The 22,681-nt window shown below is 67.2% G+C and carries 16 protein-coding genes; 6 read left to right on the top strand and 10 right to left on the bottom strand.

Annotated elements, in window-relative coordinates; genetic code table 11:
• Positions 1 to 58 precede the first annotated feature (58 nt).
• The gene (locus tag DES44_RS10945; protein WP_083525547.1) at positions 59 to 403 is read left to right on the top strand and encodes a 4a-hydroxytetrahydrobiopterin dehydratase; all 345 of its coding nucleotides are present in this window, start codon (positions 59 to 61) and stop codon (positions 401 to 403) included.
• Here the strand turns inward: DES44_RS10945 and DES44_RS10940 are convergent.
• The 9 genes from DES44_RS10940 to DES44_RS10900 form a co-directional block, all read right to left on the bottom strand.
• Positions 354 to 1,280, bottom strand: a complete 927-nt coding sequence (locus tag DES44_RS10940; RefSeq protein ID WP_058934973.1) for a S1 family peptidase — start codon at positions 1,278 to 1,280, stop codon at positions 354 to 356. The genes DES44_RS10945 and DES44_RS10940 overlap by 50 nt on opposite strands.
• 17 nt (positions 1,281 to 1,297) lie before the next feature.
• Entirely contained in the window at positions 1,298 to 2,599 is a 1,302-nt protein-coding gene (locus DES44_RS10935) for a GNAT family N-acetyltransferase (RefSeq protein WP_058934972.1), read from the bottom strand.
• A 43-nt stretch (positions 2,600 to 2,642) separates the two neighbouring features.
• Positions 2,643 to 5,591, bottom strand: coding sequence for an XrtA/PEP-CTERM system TPR-repeat protein PrsT (gene prsT / locus DES44_RS10930; protein WP_058934971.1), 2,949 nt, complete (start codon positions 5,589 to 5,591; stop codon positions 2,643 to 2,645).
• A 43-nt stretch (positions 5,592 to 5,634) separates the two neighbouring features.
• A complete protein-coding gene (gene prsR, locus DES44_RS10925) occupies positions 5,635 to 6,996 on the bottom strand; it encodes a PEP-CTERM-box response regulator transcription factor (protein WP_058934970.1) in 1,362 nt (453 codons plus the stop codon).
• 82 nt (positions 6,997 to 7,078) lie between these two features.
• Positions 7,079 to 9,247, bottom strand: a complete 2,169-nt coding sequence (gene prsK / locus DES44_RS10920) for an XrtA/PEP-CTERM system histidine kinase PrsK (RefSeq protein WP_058934969.1) — start codon at positions 9,245 to 9,247, stop codon at positions 7,079 to 7,081.
• Positions 9,248 to 9,320: 73 nt separating this feature from the next.
• Positions 9,321 to 10,700, bottom strand: a complete 1,380-nt coding sequence (locus DES44_RS10915; RefSeq protein ID WP_058934968.1) for a TIGR03013 family XrtA/PEP-CTERM system glycosyltransferase — start codon at positions 10,698 to 10,700, stop codon at positions 9,321 to 9,323.
• A 686-nt stretch (positions 10,701 to 11,386) separates the two neighbouring features.
• Positions 11,387 to 12,487 carry a branched-chain amino acid ABC transporter substrate-binding protein gene (locus DES44_RS10910; protein ID WP_375137521.1) on the bottom strand — a complete coding sequence of 367 codons (1,101 nt, stop codon included), beginning with the start codon at positions 12,485 to 12,487 and terminating at the stop codon, positions 11,387 to 11,389.
• Between the two features lie 862 nt (positions 12,488 to 13,349).
• The gene (locus tag DES44_RS10905; RefSeq protein WP_058934966.1) at positions 13,350 to 13,790 is read right to left on the bottom strand and encodes a DNA polymerase III subunit chi; all 441 of its coding nucleotides are present in this window, start codon (positions 13,788 to 13,790) and stop codon (positions 13,350 to 13,352) included.
• A gap of 19 nt (positions 13,791 to 13,809) precedes the next feature.
• Positions 13,810 to 15,270 (bottom strand): leucyl aminopeptidase, encoded by a 1,461-nt coding sequence (locus DES44_RS10900; protein WP_058934965.1) that lies wholly within the window; start codon positions 15,268 to 15,270, stop codon positions 13,810 to 13,812.
• Between the two features lie 28 nt (positions 15,271 to 15,298).
• Here DES44_RS10900 and lptF point away from each other — a divergent pair, with 28 nt between their 5' ends.
• Genes lptF through DES44_RS10875 form a run of 5 tightly spaced genes read left to right on the top strand, consistent with a single transcriptional unit; the run spans position 15,299 to position 20,446 of the window.
• On the top strand, positions 15,299 to 16,504 hold the full coding sequence (gene lptF, locus DES44_RS10895; protein WP_083525545.1) for an LPS export ABC transporter permease LptF: 1,206 nt from the start codon (positions 15,299 to 15,301) through the stop codon (positions 16,502 to 16,504).
• On the top strand, positions 16,501 to 17,664 hold the full coding sequence (gene lptG / locus DES44_RS10890; RefSeq protein WP_058934964.1) for an LPS export ABC transporter permease LptG: 1,164 nt from the start codon (positions 16,501 to 16,503) through the stop codon (positions 17,662 to 17,664). The genes lptF and lptG overlap by 4 nt, the downstream gene beginning before the upstream one ends.
• A 19-nt stretch (positions 17,665 to 17,683) precedes the next feature.
• Positions 17,684 to 18,289, top strand: coding sequence for a sirohydrochlorin chelatase (locus DES44_RS10885; RefSeq protein ID WP_083526033.1), 606 nt, complete (start codon positions 17,684 to 17,686; stop codon positions 18,287 to 18,289).
• Positions 18,286 to 19,230 carry a CysB family HTH-type transcriptional regulator gene (locus DES44_RS10880; RefSeq protein ID WP_058934963.1) on the top strand — a complete coding sequence of 315 codons (945 nt, stop codon included), beginning with the start codon at positions 18,286 to 18,288 and terminating at the stop codon, positions 19,228 to 19,230. The genes DES44_RS10885 and DES44_RS10880 overlap by 4 nt, the downstream gene beginning before the upstream one ends.
• A 7-nt stretch (positions 19,231 to 19,237) precedes the next feature.
• Entirely contained in the window at positions 19,238 to 20,446 is a 1,209-nt protein-coding gene (locus tag DES44_RS10875; RefSeq protein WP_058934962.1) for a pyridoxal phosphate-dependent aminotransferase, read from the top strand.
• Between the two features lie 66 nt (positions 20,447 to 20,512).
• Here the strand turns inward: DES44_RS10875 and DES44_RS10870 are convergent, their stop codons facing one another.
• Positions 20,513 to 22,675 (bottom strand): type IV pilus assembly protein FimV, encoded by a 2,163-nt coding sequence (locus DES44_RS10870; protein ID WP_147307052.1) that lies wholly within the window; start codon positions 22,673 to 22,675, stop codon positions 20,513 to 20,515.
• Between the last annotated feature and the right edge of the window lie 6 nt (positions 22,676 to 22,681).

The raw sequence follows: 22,681 nt of genomic DNA, 5'->3' as shown, positions 1-22,681 counted from the left end.
GAGGCCGACTCGCGAAGGCCATCCCTAGATAAAACCGATCTCCTCAGGAGGCGCAGCCATGCCGACACCCGCACGTCCAGTAGAACTCTCAGCACAGCACTTAGCATCCATTCCCGAGTGGACGTTCAAGGACAACAAACTCTACCGAAGGATCGAGTTCGGCAGCTTCCCCGAAGCGATTGGCTTCATGTGCCAGGCCGCCTTCACCTGTGAGCGCATGGACCACCATCCGGAGTGGCTGAATGTCTACAAGGTGGTCGAAGTCTGGCTGACCTCGCATGACCAGGGCCGGGTCACCGAGCGTGACGTCCAGCTGGCACAAGCGCTGGATGCACAGTTGCAGAAGTCCGCGATCAAGGCACCAGAAGCGGCAGCACGTACTTCACCGGCACCGCATAACTGATCCCGCTCGGCGCGCTCAGCGCCGATTCACGGGTGCTCTTGAGCGCCACCATGTTCACCACGCCCACCACCTTGCCGGTGCGGATGTCCAGCAGCGGCCCACCGCTGTTGCCTGGATAAGCGGTGATATCCAGCTGCAGGAACTCCATATCGCCCGCCCGCAGTTGCCGGATGGCCCGCTCCGACAGGTTGCCGGAGGTCGGCGCCGGCAGCGCTGCCTTGGTCAGCGCCGCGACGATGCCGCGATGCGTCACCAGTTGCACGCCCAGCGAGGTGCCCAGCGGATAACCCATCAACGCCACCGCCACCCCTTCCCTCACCACCGTGGCGCTGTCGTCCACCGAGGCGAGCGTCAGCGTGACGGGCAGCGCCGCGCCGTCCTCCAGCGCCAGCACCGCCAGGTCCCGCGTGGCGTCCCGCCGCAGCAGGCGGACTGGGCGTTGCTGGGGCTGGCCCGTGGGCGAGCCGGATCCCGGCACGAGGATGGCCAGGTCCTTCTCCTGCGGGTTCGGAATCACATGGGCGCAGGTAACGATGGTCTTGCCGTCGCCCACCACGAAGCCGGTGCCGCGAAAGCCGAAGCGCGGGTTGTCCGTGGCACTGAAGGTGCCCACGGCCACCACCGCCTGTCGGCTTTTGTCGATCAGGTCCGGCAGCATGTTGGACATTTCCTGCGCGTGGGCCGCTTGGGGGCTGAACAGCCCGGTCACCAGTCCCGCCGTCAGTCCCGCCGTCAGTCCCGCCGCCCCTGCGGCAACGGGCGGCCGCCCCATCAGCGACGCTGCCGCCCAGCCAAGCGTCTGTCGCCGGTTGAGGCCCGCGGTTTCGGCGCAGGGTGCAGGTGCGGTAGTCCCCGCGGCCTTGCTGTCATGCTTCATGTCGTTGCTCTCATCAGTCACGCCGCCAGATCCCGCGCCGTCTGCCCCATCTCGAGTTCCGAGACAAAACTGCGCCAGGTGCGGTCCGGATCGTCGATCCGAAAACCGTAGAAGGTCCCCTGCTCCGTCTCCCGCTTGCGCACCGCATGGGCCAGCAACCGAGCGCGAGTGTTGTGCCCGAGTTCAATCTCCACCCGGCCTTCCACGTTCAGGGGCAGCTCATGCTTGCATTCCGCCTGGAAGCCTTGGGCCGACACTTCGATCACATCCAGCTGAACATGCCCGATGGCCGGCAGTCCATTCACCGCCGGCAGGTCGATGTGACCGGGGCAGCGCATGGAGTAACGCGGGTATTGCCGCAAGGCGCGTCCCAGGTCCTCGCCACCGCTGAGCATTGGCAGCACCGGGCGGAACTCCGGCTGCCGGTAGACCGACCACAGCAGCGCCTTCTTGCGATCCGGCAATTGCGCAAACACCTGCACCCGCTGGTTGAAGAAATGGTCCAGCAGATGCGGCGTCATCACCGGATCGTTGGTGGTGTGATAGCGCCGCTCCGGCAGCTTGATGTTGGGCAGCTTCTGGCGGAAGAAGTACTGATGCAGATTCTTGCGAAGGGGCCGGCCGCGATAGCCCTGGGCGAAGACCTCGTCGGCCTCCTGCAGGTCCAGCGTGGCGCCCACGGCCGGTGCCCCGTTGGCGAAGTCGTAGTTGTCGACCGTCTGCTCCTTCAGTCGCTTGAAGAACAGCAGCGCTTCATACAGCTCGATCTTGTCCGGGTTCACCGCAATCACCAGATGCCGGGTGTCGAAGAACTCGGTGCAGTACTGGTGCATGAACTTCATCAGCGGGAACAGAATGGCGCCGCCTGTCTTGCGGAACGCCGGCGCCACCGCCAGGGCGGAGATCTCCGCCACCTTGCCGCCCTTGGCTCGCACGCCTTCCAGATCGAACACCGACTGCAGCGGAAAGCCGAACACCCCTTCGCGCACCATCGAGATGGTGCCCACGACCTCGCCGTCGTACTTGGCGCACAGGGTCGTGGTGGTCGGCAGCGCGTGGTAGATGGTGACGCGCAGGCCGCTGGGGTCCGGCTTCATGAAGCCGCTGCCCACATACGCGTCATGCAGGATGTGAAAGCACGCCTCCAGCTCTTCCTCGGTCTCCGCGACCTTCAGCTCCAGCCTGTCGCTGGGGGCGGGATCGCAGTCCACCATGCGGCGGTAGACCGCAAAGCGCCAGGGTTTGGGCAGGCTCGAAAACAGCTTGCGCAGCCCCTGATGGAAGCGCTTGCGCAGACCGGATCGACGAATCTGGCTCATATGACCGTCTCCCTAGCGGTGCGGTCGGCTGCCGGCCTTTGGCTTATCGGATCGCGGCCTGCAGCTTCTGCACCTCGGCTTGTTGCTCGAATTGTGGTCCCAGGTCGGCCAGGCGCTTGAGTTCGGTCTGCGCCTCGGCCTTCTTGCCGCCCGTCACATACAACTGTGCCAGCCGCAACCGGTAGGCAGGCACATTCGGTGCCTGACTCACCGCCTGCTGCTGCACCTCGATGGCCTTGTCGGTCTGGCCTTTGGCCGCCAGGGCTTCGGCCCAGGTGTCCAGATACGGCGCCACCTTGGGCCGCAGCTGGTTGGCCTTCTCCGCATACTTCAGGCTCTCGTCGGTGCGGCCCGCGCGCAGCTTCAGCCACGCGATGTTGTTGGCCGCAGCCGCGTTGTCCGGGGTGTCGGCAAGCACGCCTTGATAGTACTGCTCCGCCAGGTCCCACTGGCCCTTGGTGAGGGCCACATCGCCCAGGTGGTACCTGAAAAGAGCGTCCTGCTTGTGTTGACTGACCCACGCATTCGCAAATTGCTTCGCTTCTTCGCCCTTGCCCGACTCCACCAGCACACTGTGCAGGGCCACCGCCAGCGCGGTGTTGGGCACGGTGGCACCGGCCGACTTGGAGAGCTGCTCCGCACGCCGGTAGGCGGCCAGCGCAGCGGGCCAGTCCTTGCGGGCACGGGCCACGTCCCCTTCCAGCTTCCAGCCCAGGCCAAAGGTCGGACGGGTGGACTGCAAGCCCTTGGCCGCCTGCAGGGCCACTTCCGGCCGGCCGATCATCAAAGCCTTGCCGGCCACCTTCTCGGCCATCTCGCCGTCTCCGGGGGCGATGGCCTGCGCGCGCTTGAGGGACGCTGCGGCCTGGTCGCGGTCCGCCGGCGTGCCGCCCGCGATGTACAGGTCCGCCAGGCGCAGGTGCCCCAGCGGCGATTTGGGCGACAGCGCGGCCACCTTGTTGAAGCTGTTGATGGCGGACTGCCGCTCCCCCTGGGCCTGTTGCACCTGGCCCAGCGCATCCACCAGTTCGGCGGAGTCGGGATTGGCCACGATGCCTTCCTGCGCCACCGACGCCGCCTGCTTCAGGTCCTGCTTGTTGACCAGCAGGCTCACCAGGGCCAGGCGCGGCGCGGCTTCACTGGGGAAGCGGCGCACGATGTCGCCCAGTTGCTGGATGGCCTCGTCCGGCTTGATGAGCCCATGCGTCACCCGCACGCCCATCTGCGCCATCACCGGCTTCACATTCTTCGGATCGGCCTTGATGGCGGCGTCATAGCGTTTGGCGGCGTCCCCCGGCTTGCGGTCCTGCAGGTCCATCGCGGCGAGGTTGTTGGCCGGCGCCAGGGCCTTGGGCTCGCGGCGGATGGCCTCCTCGAACTGCTTGCGGGCGCCGTCGCGGTCCCCCCGGAACAGGGCGACACGGCCGCGAAGTTCCGGCGCGGCGCCGCTCTGCGGGGTCTTGCGGTCGATGCCGTTGATCACCTCGTCGGCCTGGGCCCAGTCCTTCTTGCGCAGGGCCAGGCTCACCAGGGCCAGGTCGGCGGTGATGCCCTTGTCCTCGGCCGACAGCTTGCGCAGGGCCTCCACGGCCTGCGCTTCCTGACCCTTGCGGGCCTGGGTCAGCGCCAGGCCGACGCGGCTGGTGATGTCCTTGGGGTTCAGCTCGGCGGCGCGGGCCAGCAGACGCTCTGCATCGTCCCCCTGCCCTTGCTTGAGCTTGATCTCCGCGGCCAGGGCCAGGGCTTCGCCGCTGGGGCCGGGCTTGCCCTCCAGCAGAGGCTGCAGCGTGGTCCACGCCTGGTCCGCATCGCCGCCGCGCAGTTGCACCTGCGCCAGTGCAATGCGCGCCTGCGGAGCGTCCGGCGTGGTGCTCACCACCTTGGCAAAGTTGCTCTCGGCCTGGCGCAGGTCGCCTGAGGCCTGCGCCACGCGGCCGGCCAGGTACAGCGCACGCTCATTGCCCGGCGCGATTTTCAGCAAGGCCTGGCTGAGCTCGGTGGCTTCCTTCACGTTGCCGTCTTCCAGCGCAAAGATGGCGGCGTAGTAGAAGGTCTGCGCGTGGGTGGGCAGTGCGGTCTTCATCGCGGCCACGGCCTCCTTGGCCGCGGCTTTGTCGTCCTTGCGCATCAGGCTGGTGATCAGGCCGGAGTGGGCCGCCGCCAGTTTCTTGTCCAGCGCCAGGGCCTTGCGGTAGGCGTCGATACGCTCGTCCTGCGGCGCATCGGCCAGCTCCAGCAAATCGCCCTTGGCCTGCCAGGCTTCGGCAGCGTTGGGAGACTTGGCCAGCAGCGTGTCGAGCTGGGCCAGCGCGTCCTTGAGCTTGCCCTCGGCAGTCATCAGACGCACGTTCATCAGCTGCACGGTCATGCTGTCGGGCTGGGCCTTGAGGGCCGCATCGGCCGCCGCGCGGGCTTCCGGCAACTGGCGCTTGGCGAGGTAGGCACCGACCAGGCTGCCTTGCAGATCCGCCTCGTCCGGTGCACTGGCCAGATGCCGGCCCGCGAACTGGCTCACCACCTCTTCCGGCTTGCCCTGGAGCAGGAGCAGACGCGCCTGCAGGGCCGTCAGGCTGTCGCTGGTGTAGCCCTGCGCCTTGGCCTTGTCGGCCTCGATCACAGCCCCCGGCACATCGCCCGCATCCAGCAGCGCGCGCGCCAGCAGATAGCGGGCCTCGCCGAGCGTGCCGTCCTTCTGCAGCGCATTCTTGAGCTGGATGATGGCGGCCTTGGGATCCTTCTTGTCCAGGTGCTCGCGGGCGGACTTGACCATGTCCTGCGCCGACTCGCCCAGGCACCCACCGAGCAGCAGGGCCGAGCCCAGCGCCAGGATGCCGGCCCCGCGGCTCAGGTCACGCGCCAGGCGCGAGGGCGCAAAGGGGCGCTGAGCGGATGTCCCGGCATGCGCACCGGCAGGATCATCGGCAGACGCGCCATGGTGGGCGGTCGGGGCTTGAGGGCGGCTGTAACGGCTGTTCTTGGCGTCTCGGGACATGCTTGTCTCTCTCGGATGCTCTCGTCTGCAAAGGGGCCGCGGCTCAGGTCTTCAGTCCCAGCTTGGCCATCAGGTCGTACAAGGTCGGCCGGCTGACTCCCAGCAGATCGGCCGCCTTGGCGATGTTGTTATCGGTTCGGGACAGCGCCGCGACCACGGCCTGGCGCTCGGCCCGCTCGCGCACGGTGCGCAGGTCCAGTTCGGTGTCGTCGGCCGCCGGTGCGTCCGGCACGGCCAGGCCCAGGTCCTCGGCGGTGATGCGGTCGCCGTCGGCCATGATGGAGGCGCGCTTCATCATGTTTTGCAATTCGCGCACGTTGCCGGGCCAGCGGTGGGCTTCAACGGCCCGGATGGCCTCGTCCGTCAGGCGCAGGATGGGCCGGCGCTGCTCGGATGAGAAGCGGCGCAGGAAGGCATGGGCCAGCAGCACCGCATCTCCGGCCCGGTCACGCAGCGGCGGGATGTCGACGACGATCTCGGCCAGGCGGTAGTACAGGTCTTCGCGGAACAGGCCCTGCTCGATCTGGGCCTTCAGGTCCTGATGGGTGGCGCCGACGATGCGCACGTCCACCGCAATCTCCTGCCGGCCGCCCAGGCGCTCGATGTTGCGCTCCTGCAGGAAGCGCAGCAGCTTGGCCTGCAGCGACATCGGCAGGTCGCCGATTTCGTCGAGCATCAGCGTGCCGCCGTGGGCCGTTTCGATCTTACCCACCGTTGTCTTGGTGGCGCCGGTGAAGGCGCCGCGCTCGTAGCCGAAGAGCTCGCTTTCCAGCAGCGCTTCGGGAATGGCGGCGCAATTGATGGCCACGAACCGGCCCTTGCGGCGCGAGGCATCGTGCAGGGCCTGGGCCAGCAGTTCCTTGCCGGTGCCCGATTCGCCCAGCAGCAGCACGGTGGCGTCACTGGCCGACACCCGCTCGATCGTGCGGCACAGGCGCTGCATCTGCGCATCGCGCGTCAGCAGCTTGCCGGTGGGTTCGCCCTCCTGCTGCGTCAGCAGGCGCTGGTTCTCCTGCTGCAACTCGTGCAGGCGCATGGCGCGCTCGACGGTCAGCACCAGCACATCCGGGTCGACCGGCTTGGCCAGGAAATCGTAGGCCCCCATGCGGATGGCGCGCAGGGCATTGTTCTGGTCGTTCTGGCCGGTCAGCACGATGACCTTGGTGGTCGGCTCCAGCTCGATGAGCTTTTCCAGAAGCCGGAACCCTTCGGAGACCGAGTCCTGGTCGGGCGGCAGGCCCAGGTCCATGGTGACCACGGCCGGCTTGTGGCGACGGAATTGCAGCACCGCGCTGGCGACATCGTCCGCGGTGACGGATTCAAAACGGTCCATCGACCACTTCAGCTGCTTCTGCAGGGCCAGATCGTCCTCGACGATCAGCAGGGAGGGAGGCTGGGCGCTCATCGGGCTCTTACGGTGGCATTACGGGGCACTACGGGGGCACTGGGATCGCGGGCGGATCAAACGCGGGCGCACGACGTCCGCGTCACGGACGCGTGACCGTTGCGTCACGACCGGCATCCGGCTCGCCATGGCGGCGCACGGGCTCGGCATCGGCAAAGAACAGCGGCAGCAGGATCTTGACCTGCGTACCACGGCCGGGGGCGCTCTCCACGTTGATCTTTCCTCCAAGTTCCTGCAGGTACTGGTAGCTCTCGTAGGCCCCGATGCCCATGCCAGCGCTCTTGGTGGTCTGGAAGGGCTTGAAGAGGCGCTGGTCCATGAACTCCTGCGTCATGCCGCAACCAGTATCCTCCACTTCCACCTGGGCATGGCTGCCGATGCGTTGTAAGCGCAGTAAAACCCTCCCCTCAATCGGGGTGGCATCCAGCGCGTTCTGGACCACATGGCCGAGGACGCGTTCGATGCGTTCTTCATGGCCGCGGGCGCTGACCTCGTCCCGCAGGTCCAGCTCCAGGGCGCGGCCCTTGGAGACGGCCGATGCCGCCAGCCGCCGGGCGATGGGGGCCAGCGCCACGCCGCCGGTGCTGCCGTGATGCGGCTTGTCGCCTTCGCGCAGCTGCAGCATGAGCTGGCGCATCTTCTCCAGCGAGTTCTCGACGGTGTCCAGCATGTCCTGCTGGAACTCGGGGTTGTCGCGCAGCCGCTTGGCGTTTTTCATCATCAGCGACAGCTGGGTGATGATGTTCTTCAGGTCATGCACCACGAAGGCCGACATGCGGTTGAAGGCCTCGAACTTGCGCGCCTCCAGCAGCGCTTCGGTGGCCTGCATCTGCGCCAGGTAGCTGGCGGCCTGCTGGGCGGCGGTGCGCAGCAGGTCGCGCACTTCCCAGTTCAGCTCCAGCGGGGTGCGGGGCTGGCCCAGCACCACCCAGCCGATCAGGCCGCCGGCCTGAATCAACGGCACGATCAGCCAGTGGCGTTCGTCGTCGGCCAAGGCAGGGGGCAGCGCCACCTGCTCATAGACCTCCGGATGCTGGCGCCATTCCGGGATGTCGATGATCCAGGCGCGTGACTGCAACCAGCGCAGCAGGGCCTCGTCGGGCACCAGGCTGTCGCGATGTTCCTGCAGGTTCCAGCGGGCGGTCTGCACGAAGTCCTCGGCGGCGGGGCCGCGGCGCAGCCAGAGTGCACCGGACGGGCCTTCCACCAGGTTGGCCATGCCGTGGATGACCGACTCTCCCAGCTGCGCTGGCGAGGCGCTGGCCGACAGCATGCCGGTGAAGCGCAGCCACTCCTGCCGATAGTCGTAGCGGTAGCTGAAGAAATTCTTGCTGATGTAGACCCGCAGCTTGGCCCGCATCGATCCGGACAGGGCCATCAGCAGCAGCGCCAGCACGCCCACGGCCAGCAGCACCTGCTGCAGCGCCCTGCCCCATTCGCCGCCGGTGTAGCGGACGTAGTAGCCCAGGCCCGAGACCACCAGCAGGTAGACACCCACGATGAGCAGCGTCAGCGACTGGAAGGCGGCGGCGCGGGAGACGTGCAGCTTGTCCAGCCATTTGCGGTGCCGGCGGCTGGCCAGCCACAGCAGCGGCACGGCCATGCTGTGGACCAGGGCGCGGACGCTCAGGGCGTCGCCGTCGAACTGCTGGAAGAGCGACGCCTGGGAGAAGACAAAGACGTCGAACACAAACACCGCGCCCAGGCCCAGGCAGACCGGTTTGGCATTCCAGCGGGCATCGCGGTCGATGTTGCGCAGCATCTGCTCCAGCAGCACCAGGCCCAGCACGCCCAGGCCGAGCGAGGCCAGGGCCATGGGGCGCTGCATCAGCAGGACCGGGGTGTCGCCCCAGAGGCGCCACATCGGCAGCACGGCCGCGATGACGACGCAGGACCAGGCCAGGACCTGGAGCGAGCCTGGCACACCGGAGGCGCGCCGCCCGTCCGGCTGGGGCGGCAGTTCCACCAGGGCCAGGATGAAGGCGAACCAGGCGCCGTACCGCAGGGCGTCTGCGACGGGCAAGGCGAGTTGGGTCAGGGGGCCGCGTCCGGAGACCCAGCCCAGGGCCTCGACGGTGTCCAGGGCGGCCCAGACGGCGGTGAGCAGCAAGGCGGCCTGCAGGCGCAGGGCGCGGCGGGGCTGACGCTGGATTTGCGGCCAGACGACCACCGCCAGCGCCAGGTGCGCCAGCAGGCACAGCAGGCCGGAGGCTGCTGCCAGGAGGGAGGGAGAAGACAGATCGCTCAGCATCGCGCACGGCGTGCCGCGGGACCGACGAAGGCGTGGGTCACTCGCGACGTCCGCGGGGACACCGCAGGGGCGTTCAGCGGGCGCCCCGGCCGGTCAGCACCACGGCCACGGTCTCCAGCATGATCAGGAGGTCCAGGAACAGGGTGTGATTCTTGACGTAGTAGAGGTCGTACTGCAGCTTTTCCAGCGAATCCTCGATAGTGGAGCCGTATTCGTAACGGACCTGGGCCCAGCCGGTGACGCCGGGCTTCACGCTGTGGCGCACGGCGTAGTAGGGAATGTTGGCGACCAGCTCATCGACGAAGAAGGGACGCTCGGGCCGGGGGCCGACCATGCTCATTTCGCCGCGCAGGACGTTGAAGAGCTGCGGCAGCTCGTCGATGCGCACCTTGCGGATGATGTTGCCGATGCGGGTGACGCGGCTGTCGTTCTTGGAGGCCCATTGCGGCCGGCCGTCTTTTTCGGCGTCCTGGCGCATGCTGCGGAACTTGATGACCTTGAAGGTGCGGCCGTTCAGACCGACGCGCTCCTGGGTGTAGAACACCGGGCCGGGCGATTCGAGCTTGATGAGCACGGCGGTGACCAGCATCACCGGCATGGTGGTGATCAGCAGCACGAACGAGGAGACCAGGTCGAAGACGCGCTTGACGGCGCTGCGCAGCATGCCCTGGTTGAAGCCGTCGCCGAAGATGAGCCAGCCGGCGTGGACGTGGCTGATCTTGATCTGGGCCAGGGTCTTTTCGAAGTAGGTGGCCAGGTCCACGACGCGGATGCCGTAGAGCTTGCAGTCCAGCAGCTGGCGCAGCGGCATGCTGCCACCGCGGCGCTCGGACAGGGCGACGACGATTTCGTCCACGCCCAGGCGCAGGGCGGCCTCGGTGAGGGATTCGTCGGAGGTGATCAGTTCATGGGGCGGCACCAGCGGGTCCACCTCATTGGGGCCAGGCAGGAAGCCGACGATCTGGGCATGCGGGTCGGCGGCGCGCAGGCTGTTGCTGACGGCCAGGGCGGCGGCGCCGCTGCCGAAGATCAAAATCTTGGTGCGACCGCTGGACTGGGCGCCGGCGTGGGCGGCATACACGCGGTGGATCATGACCATGCCGACGGCCAGCATGGCGGTGGTGGTGATGAGTTCGCGGTGGGAGGCGGTGGCCGGCATCAGGCTGAACAGGCCGTAGGCGAGCGGTAGGCCGATGAGCAGCGCGAAGAGTGCACGGGCGCAGGACTGGGTGAGCGAGCGCTTGTGGGACTGCTGGTAGAGGCCGGAGGCGGAATTGATGACAAACATGCCACCGGCCAGGGAGATCCCATAGGACGCGGCGAAGGTGACCATGTGTTCGTTGCTGCTCTGGCTGAGTGCCACAGCGAAGACGGCCGCCACGATGAGCCCCAGGTCGAAGCACACCTGGATCAGGGTGCGACGATGGAGGTAGTGATTAAAAATTCGAATCATGCCAGTCCCCACAGCAGGTCAAGGCATCTCTTGGATGCTGGATCGACCGCCTGGCTTTCCCCTGCGTCCGCCCGCTTTGCACGCTGTCAAAAGATACATTTGGCAACGTTTGATGCGGGCGGATCATGCCTCCCACCTGAGGCCTTGAAAGCCCCCCGTTTGCAGGGGAGCGGGGCCGTTGGTGCTCAGAGAGAAATCCACCACGGATGTCCATCGCGTTCAGGTGCCCGAAATGCCCTTTTCGCAACATGACGGCGCCATTGTCGGCAGGGGCGCAGGGGCGCAAACCCCCTGACTGAATGCTTTGGGGGTGCCACGTGCGGGAATGCACGCGAGTGGGGGGGATGACCCCGTGTTCGGGGGACACGTGGTGTCGGGTTGGGGGGATTGCTTTTGCGCGGGTGTGGGGGTGGATTCGGTGGACCTGGCGGGCGGAGCATGCGGGGGACCGAGTTTGCACAGCATGCGACGGACCGAGCATGCGGGCCATGAGCCCGGGGGGTATTGACTCCATGTCCCTCCTGTCTCGCTCCGCGAGCCATTCCTTCCTTGACTTCCGTCAATACCCCCCGGGCTCATGCCCCTCTCGTCACACTCGCTGCCTGCGCTGCCCTCCCCTGCGCGCGGTTGCGCGGGGCGAAAAAAAACGCCACCCGAAGGTGGCGTTCTTGGTTGGCGGAGCGGGATCAGCGGACGACGGCCAGCTGCTCGCGGTTGCCACCCTTGTAGGTGTACAGGGTCAGAGCGCCGTTCTTGATGTCGCCCTTGTCGTCGAAGGCGATGGTGCCCGTCACGCCCTTGTAGCCTTCGGTCTTGGCCAGCACCGGCAGGTACTTGGCCGGCTCGGCAGAACCGGCCTTGACCATGGCGGCCACCATCACGTTCACAGCGTCATAGACGTAAGGAGCGTAGATCTGGACGTCAACTTTGTACTTTTCCTTGAACTTGGACTTGAAGGCATCCAGCGACTTCTTGCTTTCGCCTTCCACGCCACCAGCCTCAGCGCAGACAACTTGGTTGTCGGCCATGGTGCCGGCGGACAGCTTCGGCAGCTCAGCCGTGCAGATGCCGTCACCGCCCATGAACTTGGCTTCGATGCCCAGTTGCTTCATCTGGCGCAGCATCGGGCCGGCAACGGCGTCCATGCCACCGAAGAACACCACGTCGGGCTTCTTGCCCTTCAGGGAGGTCAGGATGGCGGTGAAGTCCGTAGCCTTGTCGTTCGTGAATTCGCGACCGACGACCTTGCCGCCAGCAGCCTTCACGCCCTTTTCGAACTCGTCCGCCACGCCTTGGCCGTAAGCGGTGCGGTCGTCGATGACGGCGATGGACTTGCCCTTGACCGTGGTCACGGCGTACTTGCCCAGCGTGCCACCCAGATGCACGTCGTCAGCCACGACGCGGAAAGCCGTCTTGTAGCCGTTGCGGGTGTACTTGGGGTTGGTGGCCGACGGCGAGATCTGCGGAATGCCCGCGTCGCTGTAGATCTTCGAGGCCGGGATGGTGGTGCCGGAGTTCAGGTGGCCCACGACGCCGTTGACCTTCGAGTCCACCAGCTTCTGAGCAGCGGCCGTGCCCTGCTTCGGATCGCCAGCATCGTCTTCAGCCAGCAGCTCGAACTTCACCTTCTTGCCGCCGATGGTCACGCCTTTGGCATTGAGCTCATCAATGGCCATGCGTGCGCCCAGCTCGTTGTCCTTGCCCAGGTGGGCAATGCCGCCGCTGGTCGGGCCCACGTGGCCGATCTTCACCACTTCCTGCGACATGGCGACACCGCTCAGGGTCATGGCGATAGCGCCCACGATCACATTCAGCTTGGTTTGCATCTAAGAACCTCCGACTCGGGATATGTGGAATGACGTTGAGTTCTCAACGCGCTGGAACATACTCCCTTTCCCCTCTGGGAGCCATAGTGAAAATGCTGTGAACCCACTCGTGCCAACGACGTTGTCGCGCCCCGTTCACCTGGGCATTCCCCAATGGGCATTTCACGCATGCTCGACGCCCGTGCACGCAAGCCCCCATCCTGTGCAAACCCCGACCACATCGGGGCAAAACGCCGAGTGCGGATTCCCGCACTCCCCTCCAAAACCCAGTGCGACTCACCACACAAACCATCATTCAACGCTCCGAACGTTGCCGATAACGAGCCCAATGGCGATGGAGGCAGCGAGGGTGCGGGTGCGGGTGCCGGTGAGGGCGAGGACAACGGCAAGGGCAAGGGCTGCGGCCCAAACCACAATGCAGTCTTGATGGGGTTGAGGTTGGGGGAGCGTGGCGCCATCACGCCCGATGGCTGACTCGCAAGATCTGCAAGCCTGGAACCTTCGCACCAGGAGGGCCGTCGCCGGCAACGCGTGAGAGAAGAGAGATGCGGGAGAGCCGTCGGAGCCAAAGACCTAGAGAGCGGGGAGCTGGCCGGCCCGTCGCAGTGAACCCCTTAGAACGAAGCGAGCCGGGCGGCCGATCGCAGTCAACGACCGATAGAGCAGCGCGCCGGTACGTCCGTCGCAGTCAACGTGCTGGAAAGGACCGGGCCGGGGCCTGTTTGCGGAAGTCAAGGAAGGAATGGCCCGCGAAGCGGGACAGGAGGGACATGGAGCAAACAGGCCCCGGCCCGGTCCTTTCGTCCGCAGGCAAAGAACGAAATCAGCCCCCGCCAGAAGCGGCGAGATTAAAGTGATTCACCGCCAAGCCCAGTGACTTGTAGGTCTTGAACCGTACCCGCCCTGCCGCGACTTGTTCCGGCTCGGTCGACACCAGTTCCAGCACCCGCTGAAACCGTTCCAACTCCGGCGGCGGGTCTGGCTCGAAGTTGAGGAGTGCCTGGCACCCCACGAGGTCTTCAAGCCGATCGGACAGCAGCACAGGCGTCTGCTCCCGCAGCGCTGTGGGCGTGTCCGGCTTGACCAGCACGTGGGGCAGGAACTCTTGGGGATCGAAGGTCCAGAGCGTCTGATCCAGCCGCTCCAGCAGCCGCATCGGCCCCCAGACGCCGGTTTTGAGCCCGGCGCCCAAGGTCTTGCGCAGCAGTCGGCAGGCGTAGGCCTGCCGGTCGGGAACTCCGGTGTAGAAATTGACTTCGGTCACCAGGAACTCCCCAGCTCGCTCAGCGGACCTGCGACAGCACGAAGTGCGTCAGCAGACCGACCGGACGACCCGTGCCACCCTTGGCGGCGCCGCCCTTCCACGCCGTACCCGCGATGTCCAGATGCCCCCAGCGGTACTTCGAAGCGAAGCGCTGCAGGAACTTGGCTGCCGTGATCGAACCACCTTCGCGGCCCGCCACGTTCGCCACGTCCGCGAAGTTGGATTTCAGACCTTCCGCATAGTCGTCGTCCAGCGGCAGACGCCAGCACGGATCCAGCGCGGCTTCACCGGCAGCGCTCAGCGAGGCTGCCAGCTCATCGTCGCTGGCATACATGCCGCTGCGCACACCGCCCAGGGCGATCACGCAGGCGCCCGTCAGCGTGGCCACGTCCACCACCACCGCCGGCTTGAAGCGCTCCGCGTAGGTCAGCGCGTCGCACAGGATCAGACGGCCTTCCGCATCAGTATTCAGGATCTCGATCGTCTGGCCCGACATCGACGTCACCACGTCGCCCGGCTTGACCGCATTGCCGCTCGGCATGTTTTCGCAAGCCGCCACGATCACCACCAGATTGATTTTCGGCTTGAGCTCGGCCACCGCACGCAGCGTGCCCAGCACGCTGGCCGCGCCGCCCATGTCGAACTTCATCTCGTCCATGCCGGCGCCCGGCTTGATCGAAATGCCGCCCGAGTCAAAGGTAATGCCCTTGCCCACCAGCACCACCGGCGCCTGGGTCTTGGCCGCACCTTCATAACGCGCCACGATGAAACGCGGCGCCTCGGCCGACCCCTTGGCCACCGACAGGAAGGAGCCCATGCCCAGCTTCTCGATCGCCTTCTGGTCCATCACCTCGACCTTCAGGCCATGGCTGCGGCCCAGAGCCTTGGCCTGCTCGCCCAGATAGGTCGGCGTAGCCACGTTCGGCGGCAGATTGGCGCATTCGCGGGCCAGTGCAATGCCATTGGCCACCGCCTGACCACGCGTCAGACCGGCCTTGACCGCCTTGGCATCGTCCTTGCCCACCAGCAGCGTGATCTTCTCCAGCTTGGAAGCCGCCGGAGCGCTCGGCTTGGTGGCACGGTACACATACACCGCCTCATGCGCCGCCAACACCGTCTGCTCCACAAGCGATTCCGTCAGCGAAGCCTCGAACCCCACCAGGGCGATGGCCGCATGCGACACGCCGCGACCCTTGACCTGACCCAGCGCAGCCGCCACCGCTGCACGACCCGCCTTCAGCGAGCTGCCGCTGGCCGCCAGCACCAGGCGTGCGGCCTTCACACCGGCCGGACGCGTCAGGGTCACCACCTGACCCGCCTTCAGCTCGAAATCACCCAGCTTGATGGCGTCCTTGACCAGACCCGCAACGGTCTTGTCCAAGCCAGCAGGCAGCGTGTCACCAGCCATCACAACCACCAGAGCGTCTGCTGTTTGCGACGCCAGCGCGTCCTGCGACGCGGACAGAGTGCGAAAGTCCATAATACCGAGAAGTAGATAAAGTGCCCGGATGTTATTCGATTCAACCGTACGCAAGGAAACGGCCCGAAGTTTCGGCCTCGCTTTCGTGGTCATCCTCACCATCGTGGTGACGATGCTGCTGGTGCGTTCCCTCGGCATGGCCGCCAAAGGCTCCGTCGCGCCCCAGCACGTGCTGCTGTCCCTGGGCTACCTGACCCTGGCGCAGTTGCCCGTCATGCTCAGCCTGTCCCTGTTCGTGGCCGTGGTGATGTCCCTGGGCCGGATGTACAAGGAATCCGAGATGACCATCTGGTTCGCCAGCGGCCTCGGACTTTCCCGCTTCATCCGCCCCGTGCTGGCCACCGCCTGGCCCGTCATCCTGGTCGTGGCCCTGCTCATGACCATCGTCTGGCCCTGGAGCAACAACAGCAGCGCCCAGCTGCGCCAGCAATTCGAGCAGCGCAGCGACCTCTCCCGCGTCGCCCCCGGCCAGTTCCAGACCTCCAACGACGGCAGTCGCGTGTTCTTCATCGAACGCGACCCCACCAATGAGGCCGCCGCCCGCAACGTGTTCATCATGAGCAACAGCGAGCACCTGGAATCGGTCACCACCTCCGCCCAGGGCTCGCTGGTCACCCAGAACGACCAGCGGCTGCTGGTGCTGGAACACGGCCAGCGCAACGACGTCGACACCCGCAACGGCGACAAGTCCGTCGCCCGATTCGACCGCTACCTGGTCACCGTGGACGACGGCGTCATGCGCAGCAGCGACACCCGCCCGCCCAAGACCCTGTCCACCTTCGAACTGCTGGCCAACCGCAGCAAGCCCAACGACGGCGAGCTGGCCTACCGCTTCGGCATGATCCTGGGCTGCGTCAACCTGGTGCTGCTGGGCATCGGCATCTCGGCCACCAATCCGCGACGCGCCAGCAACTGGAATCTGCTGTTCGCCCTGCTGGCCTTCATCGTGTATTTCAACCTGATCAACCTGACGCAGAGCTGGGTGGTGAACGGCAAATACGCGCTGGGCAGCAGCCTGCTGGGCCTGCACGGCCTGGCCTTCGTCGTGAACATGCTGCTGCTGGCCTGGCGCGACATGGGCAACCGCTTCAGCCTGCCCTGGAAGCGCGTGCCACCCAGCCCGCCTGCCCCGCCGCCGGCCGCACCGCCCCCGCCGGCCGCCCCCATCATCGCGCCCGCACTCGGCACCCCGTTGTCCATGCAGAACCCCACCACGCCGGGAGTGCCGGTATGAAGACCGTCCGCCGCCTGCTCTACCGGGACATCCTCAGCTCCTTCGCCCTGGTGATGGCCGGCTTCCTGGCCCTGTTCTTCTTCGTTGATTTCATCGACGACCTGGACCGCTTCCAGCGCCTGGGCCTGGGCGTGGGCTGGGCCATCTGGTCCTGCATCCTCAAGATGCCGGGCCGCTTCTATGAGCTGATGCCCATCGCCGTGCTGATCGGCACCATCTTCAGCCTGGCCCGCCTGGCCCAGTCCAGCGAATTCACCATCCTGCGCACCGGCGGCCTCAGCCCGGCGCGGGCGCTGGGCCTGCTCAGCATCATTGCCCTCTTCTTCGCCCTGACCGCCTTCGTGGTGGGCGACTACCTCACGCCCTGGGCGGACAAGCAGGCGCAACTGCTCAAGTCCACCGGCAACGGCGGCGTCACCAACGCGTCCGGCGCCTGGATGAAAGACCGGGACGGCGACTACAGCTATGCCGTTCATGTCGGCCGCGCCAAGGCCAGCGGGGTGATGGAAGACGTGCTGATCATGGAATTCGACCCCAAGGGCGCCATGACCACCCGGCTGACCGCCCGGCAAGGCGCGGTGGACAGCAGCGGCCGCTGGCAGCTGCAGGACGTCAAGCTGATGCAGTGGACCCGCGCCCTCACCCCGCTCAACCGCGCCGCCGGCAGCGTGACCGACCCGAAGAACTCGCAGGCCCCGCAGGACAAGCTCAGCGACAACCCGAGCGTGCGCGAACTGCTGCTGCCGCAGTACAGCTGGCAGAGCCAGTTGCCCAGCGGGGTGGTGGCCGCGGCCGTGCAGCCCACCTGGAACATGTCCACGCTGGAGCTGTACCGCTACACCCGCCACCTGTCGTCGCAGGAACAGGCGTCCCAGCAGCCGGAGATCCAGTTCTGGCGCAAGGCGTTTTATCCCTTCGCCTGCATGGTGATGGTGGCCCTGGCGCTGCCCTTCGCTTATCTTCACTTCCGCTCCGGCGGCATCAGCGTGAAGGTGTTCGGCGGCATCATGCTGGGCATCAGCTTCGTGGTGCTCAACGCCATCACCGGCCACGTCGGCCTGCTGCGGGACTGGACGCCCTGGCTGGTGGCCTCCGCGCCAAGCCTGTTCTACCTGGGCATTTCCATGGCCGCCTTCGGCTGGCTGGTCCGTTACCGTTGAAGTGAAGGACACCCTGGCCATGACCAAGCCCTCCCCCCCCACGTCCGCAACGTCCGCGGCTTCCGCGGCTTCCACCAGCTCCGTGCCTTCCGTGCCCTCCGTCCCTTCAGCGCCTTCCGCCCCGCCTGCATCCGCCGCCTTCCCCAGCGGCCGCCCGGAGCCCGAGTCCGCCAACGGGGACGGCCTGCTGCTGTTTGCGCACGGCGCGCGCGACCCCGCCTGGGCGGCGCCGTTCCAGGCCATCGCGGCCGAGCTTCAGAACCGCCGGCCCGGCCTGCCGCTGGCACTGGCCTATCTGGAACTGATGACCCCCGACCTGGCCACCGCCGCTGGCGCCCTGGTGGCCCTGGGCTGCCAGCGCATCCAGATCGTGCCGATGTTCCTCGGCTCCAGCGGCCATGTCCGCCGGGACGTGCCGCCGCAGGTGGAGGCCCTGCGCCGTGAATACCCCGGCGTGCTCTTCCTGCTGCATGACGCCATTGGCGAGCAGCCGTCCGTCATCCGCGCCATGGCCGCCGCCACGCTGGACGTGGTCTCCGCCGTCTCCTCCCTGCCCGGCGCCCTGCTGACCGCACCGCAAGATCCGGCGGCCGCGTCGGCGACCGAAGCCACCCGCCAGCCATGAATCTGCATCAGTTCCGGTTCGTGCAGGAAGCGGCACGCCGCAACCTCAACCTCACCGAGACCGCCAAGGCGCTCTACACCTCCCAGCCCGGCGTGTCCAAGGCGATCCTGGAGCTCGAGGAAGAGCTGGGCGTGGACATCTTCTCCCGGCACGGCAAGCGGCTACGCAGCATCACCGAGCCCGGCCGGCAGGTGCTCAAGTCGATCGAGATCATCATGCGCGAGGTGGGCAACCTCAAGCGCATCGGCGAGGAGTATTCCAAGCAGGACGCCGGCACCCTCTCCATCGCCACCACCCACACCCAGGCCCGCTACGTCTTGCCCGGCCCGGTGACGCAGTTGCGTCGGCAGTTCCCGCAGGTCAACATCGGCCTGCATCAGGGCAGCCCGGACCAGGTCGCCCGCATGCTGATCGACGAGACGGCGGACGTGGGCCTGGCCACGGAATCCCTGTCGCAGTTCGAAGAACTGGTGACACTGCCGGCCTACGAATGGCAGCACGTGCTGGTGATGCGGGCCGAGCATCCGCTGGCGCAGATGGAGCGCATCGACCTGGAGCAGATCGCCCATGAGCCGCTGGTGTCCTATCACCCCAGCTTCACCGGCCGCACCCGCATCGACCGGGCCTTCGCCCAGCGCCACCTGACGCCCAACATCGTGCTGGAGGCCATCGACTCGGACGTGATCAAGACCTACGTGCGGCTGGGCCTGGGCATCGGCATCGTGGCCGAGATGGCGGTGCGGGAAGACCCGCCGGGTGGGGAACTGGTCTCGCGGCCGCTGGGCCACCTGCTGGGCCAAAACATTGCGCGCATCGCCTTCAAGCGCGGCGCCTACCTGCGCAACTATGTCTACAGCTTTGCCGAGCTGCTGTCGGACCGCCTCAATCGCAGCCTGCTGCAGCGCGCCATGAGCGGAGATTCCAACGACTACGGGCTGTGAAGTCACCATGATCCAAGCGTACCCCACACCGCACACGCCGGCGGTGGCAAGCCGCCTGCCGCAACTGGGCACCACCGTTTTCAGCGTGATGTCCGCGCTGGCGCAGCAGCATGGCGCCGTGAACCTGGGCCAGGGCTTCCCGGACTTCGAGGGCGATCCAGCCCTGCTGGACGCGGTGGACCGGGCCATGCGCAGCGGCCACAACCAGTACCCGCCGATGCCCGGCGCGCCTGCGCTGCGGCAGGCGATTGCCGCCAAGATCGAGACCCTCTACGGCCACCGCTATGACGTGGACCGGGAGATCACCGTCACCGCCGGTGCCACCCAGGGCATCCTGACCGCCCTACTGGCGGTCGTGCATCCTGGCGATGAAGTCATCGTGCTGGAGCCGGCCTACGACAGCTACGGCCCCAACATCACCCTGGCCGGCGGCACCATGGTGCCGGTGCCGCTGGACCCGCACACCTTCCGGCCGGACTTCGAGCGCATCCGCGCAGCGCTCACGCCGCGCACCCGCGTGCTGATGATCAACACGCCGCACAACCCCAGCGGCAATGTCTGGACGGCCGACGAGATGCGCCAGCTCGCCCAGCTGCTGGACGGCACCGACGTGCTGGTGGTCAGTGACGAGGTCTATGAGCACATGGTCTACGACGGCCAGCAGCACCAGAGCGTGGCGCGGCTCCCGGCCCTGGCCGCCCGCAGCTTCGTGGTGTCGAGCTTCGGCAAGACCTACCATGTGACCGGGTGGAAGGTCGGTTTCGTGGCGGCGCCGGCGCCGCTGATGGCCGAGTTCCGCAAGGTGCACCAGTACAACGTCTTCACCGTCAACTCGCCGATGCAGGTGGGCCTGGCGGCCTACATGGCCGATCCGGCGCCTTACCTGGGTCTGAGCGACTTCTACCAGCGCAAGCGGGACCGCTTCCGCGCCGGGCTGGCGGGCACCCCGTTCAAGCTGCTGCCCTGCCCCGGGAGTTACTTCCAGTGCGTGGATTACAGCGGCCTGCCTGCACCGCTGGCCGGGATGGACGACATGGCGCTGTGTCAGTGGCTCACCCGGGAAGCGGGTGTGGCGGCCATTCCCATGTCGGCGTTCTACAGCACCCCGGCCTCGACCGGCGGGCGCCCGTCCATCATCCGCTTCTGCTTCGCGAAGAAGGACGAGACGCTGGATCTGGCGCTGGATCGGCTGCGAAAGCTGCCAGGGGCGGCCTGAGCGAATCAGGCTCGACCTTTTCAGCGTCCTTCAGGGTCCTTCAGCGACCCTCAGCGCCCCTCAGCGTCAGTAAGCCTTGGGCTTCTTGGGCTGGTCATCGTCGTCGTTGGCCAGCGTGAGGTCCAGGTCGACATCGAGCGACTGCCCCACCCCAGGCCGCAGCGACCGGCCGCTGCTCCCCGCAGCAGGCGCCGACGCCGGGGCCTGCCACGTCATGGTGGCCATCATGTCCGGCGGCGCCGTGGCATCCAGCGGCAGGAAGACGTCGATGTCCTGCGTCCGCGATTCATGTTCGGCGCGGTCTCGCGCCACTGCGTACAGCAGCAGCAGGTCGCGGTAAGCCGGCAGGCCCAGCTCGCCGCTGTATTCCTGATGGTGCGAGAACAGGTCCTGCAACAGGCTCATGCTGCCCGCTGCATCCACCCAGGCACTTTGCAGGCGGTCCACAAGCTCCGGATGGGCTTCCAGGCCCGCCCCTTCGTTCAGGTCGTCACTCCACGCTGGCGGACGGGCGCGGAACTGCTGGCTGAAACGGGTCGCGACACGGTCGAAGGAGGCCCGGTCCGCGCGGCGCTGGTAGAGCTCCATCAGCTTCAGATAGGGCAGCCCGCTGGCCGCGTCCCGCTCGCCCAGGCGGCTGGAGAGCAGCTCGATGGCGGCATCGTCCTGGCCCAGGACCAGGAAGAAGTCCACCTGCTGCTCCAGGTCGATCAGCTCTTCCACCGTCACGGCGCCCAGGCCGTTGAGGTCTCGCAGCAGCGGGGCCGGACGGGTGTCGCCGGGAGGCTCGCGCATCTCGAAGCTCAGCGGCTGCATGGCATCCAGGCTGGCCAGTGCGTCCAGCGCGTCATCTGCCGCGGCGGTGGCGGCACTGCGACCCGGGCGGCTGGCTTGCAGCCCGGACGCGGCGGCGCTCACCTCCGGCGACGGCGCAGGGGCCGCGCGTGGCGGCAACTGCATGGTGCGTTCAGGATCGGTGATGCTCAGTGGCATCGGCATGGTGGTGGGCGCGTGCGTGGCGGCGCTGAGTTCCTTGCGGTCCAGGGCCACCAATGCGGCGGCGGCCGCACCGGGCGCGCTGTGCAGCGCACCGGTGCCTGAATCCAGGTCCGCGCCGGCCGCGCCCGGGGCTCCGGCTCCGCTGCCCGGGCCACCCGGGCCGGACGGCACCGCAGCGCCGGCTTGCGCGCCTTCGCCCTGCGCCTCTCCCCACCAGGTCTGCGGGGCATCCTTGCGGTCGCGACCGCGGTTGCGCCACAGCAGCAGGCTGCTGGCGGCCAGAGCCAGACTGAGCAACGTCAGCGCCAGCATCCACACCGGCGTGCCGGCACTGTCGCGCTGCTCACGCGTGGCCTTGAGTTCTTCGCGCAAGGCCTGCAGGACGTCATTGGTGCGGCGCTGCTCCGCCTGCAGATCGGCCACGCGCTTTTCCATGACCGCCAGTTGGGCGCGCGCCTCGGCAGCGGCGCTGGCCGCACTGGCAGCCTCGGCAATCAGCGGGGCGTTGGGTGCAGGGGCCAGGATCTCTGCGGGCTCCATGGACAGGCGCGCACCGCCGGACTTCTGCGGCGCCGCTGCAGCCGCCGCAGCGGCCACGTTCCCAGCGTTGCGCGCCGCCGTCTGCCGACGCTTGCGCGGAGGTGCGCTGGCGGCCGAGGCGGGGGCGGCCGCGCCGGAGATGTCCGGAATCGGACCGGACCGGGTGCGCGAGGGCGATGCGTCCCGCGCGTTGATGCGTGTCTCGCCGCCGGTGGCCACCTGGAAGGCCGGGGCCAGCGCGGTCTCGGACTGCGAGCCGGCATCGGCCAGTGGCTCCGCGCTGTGGCCGGGCGGGTCGATGAAGGCGGTGTACTGGCGCGTAAATGAACTGCTGCAACCGAGGGTCAGGTTGACCACCACCAGCGGTTCATTGATGGACTGGCTGCTGCGCAGCCGCACGCCGCGCAGGGTCTGCTGCCCGTCGGTTTCCAGCTGCCAGCGCAGGCTGGAGCTGGGCAACTGGGATTCACCGGCGGTGACATCGGCGCGAATGCAGTCCGCGGTGACGACTTCCCCCGGCGCGATCTGCACCGGGAAAAACAGGTTGAGCGGCTGACCCAGCGACGACGCGGTCTGGGGGCGGCCCACACCCAGGCTCCATGCGGAGGTGGACATCATCGCCAGGCAAGCGAGCATCAGCGCGCTGGGGGCGGGACAGCGGGCCCGCTGGCTGTGATGTTGTCTATTCATCCCACT

Source organism: Roseateles depolymerans, assembly GCF_003387155.1.
Classification (GTDB): Bacteria; Pseudomonadota; Gammaproteobacteria; order Burkholderiales; family Burkholderiaceae_C; genus Roseateles; species Roseateles depolymerans.
Note: the sequence above shows the minus strand (reverse complement) of the source record. Positions and strands in the feature narration are given on the sequence as shown.

Bases quoted from the DNA above. Each gene is read 5' to 3' on its own strand.
- DES44_RS10945 (WP_083525547.1), top strand. From the start codon at position 59: ATGCCGACACCCGCACGTCCAGTAGAACTCTCAGCACAGCACTTAGCA.
- DES44_RS10940 (WP_058934973.1), bottom strand. From the start codon at position 1,280: ATGAAGCATGACAGCAAGGCCGCGGGGACTACCGCACCTGCACCCTGC.
- DES44_RS10935 (WP_058934972.1), bottom strand. From the start codon at position 2,599: ATGAGCCAGATTCGTCGATCCGGTCTGCGCAAGCGCTTCCATCAGGGG.
- prsT (WP_058934971.1), bottom strand. From the start codon at position 5,591: ATGTCCCGAGACGCCAAGAACAGCCGTTACAGCCGCCCTCAAGCCCCG.
- prsR (WP_058934970.1), bottom strand. From the start codon at position 6,996: ATGAGCGCCCAGCCTCCCTCCCTGCTGATCGTCGAGGACGATCTGGCC.
- prsK (WP_058934969.1), bottom strand. From the start codon at position 9,247: ATGCTGAGCGATCTGTCTTCTCCCTCCCTCCTGGCAGCAGCCTCCGGC.
- DES44_RS10915 (WP_058934968.1), bottom strand. From the start codon at position 10,700: ATGATTCGAATTTTTAATCACTACCTCCATCGTCGCACCCTGATCCAG.
- DES44_RS10910 (WP_375137521.1), bottom strand. From the start codon at position 12,487: ATGACCCTGAGCGGTGTCGCCATGTCGCAGGAAGTGGTGAAGATCGGC.
- DES44_RS10900 (WP_058934965.1), bottom strand. From the start codon at position 15,270: ATGGACTTTCGCACTCTGTCCGCGTCGCAGGACGCGCTGGCGTCGCAA.
- lptF (WP_083525545.1), top strand. From the start codon at position 15,299: ATGTTATTCGATTCAACCGTACGCAAGGAAACGGCCCGAAGTTTCGGC.
- lptG (WP_058934964.1), top strand. From the start codon at position 16,501: ATGAAGACCGTCCGCCGCCTGCTCTACCGGGACATCCTCAGCTCCTTC.
- DES44_RS10885 (WP_083526033.1), top strand. From the start codon at position 17,684: ATGACCAAGCCCTCCCCCCCCACGTCCGCAACGTCCGCGGCTTCCGCG.
- DES44_RS10880 (WP_058934963.1), top strand. From the start codon at position 18,286: ATGAATCTGCATCAGTTCCGGTTCGTGCAGGAAGCGGCACGCCGCAAC.
- DES44_RS10875 (WP_058934962.1), top strand. From the start codon at position 19,238: ATGATCCAAGCGTACCCCACACCGCACACGCCGGCGGTGGCAAGCCGC.
- DES44_RS10870 (WP_147307052.1), bottom strand. From the start codon at position 22,675: ATGAATAGACAACATCACAGCCAGCGGGCCCGCTGTCCCGCCCCCAGC.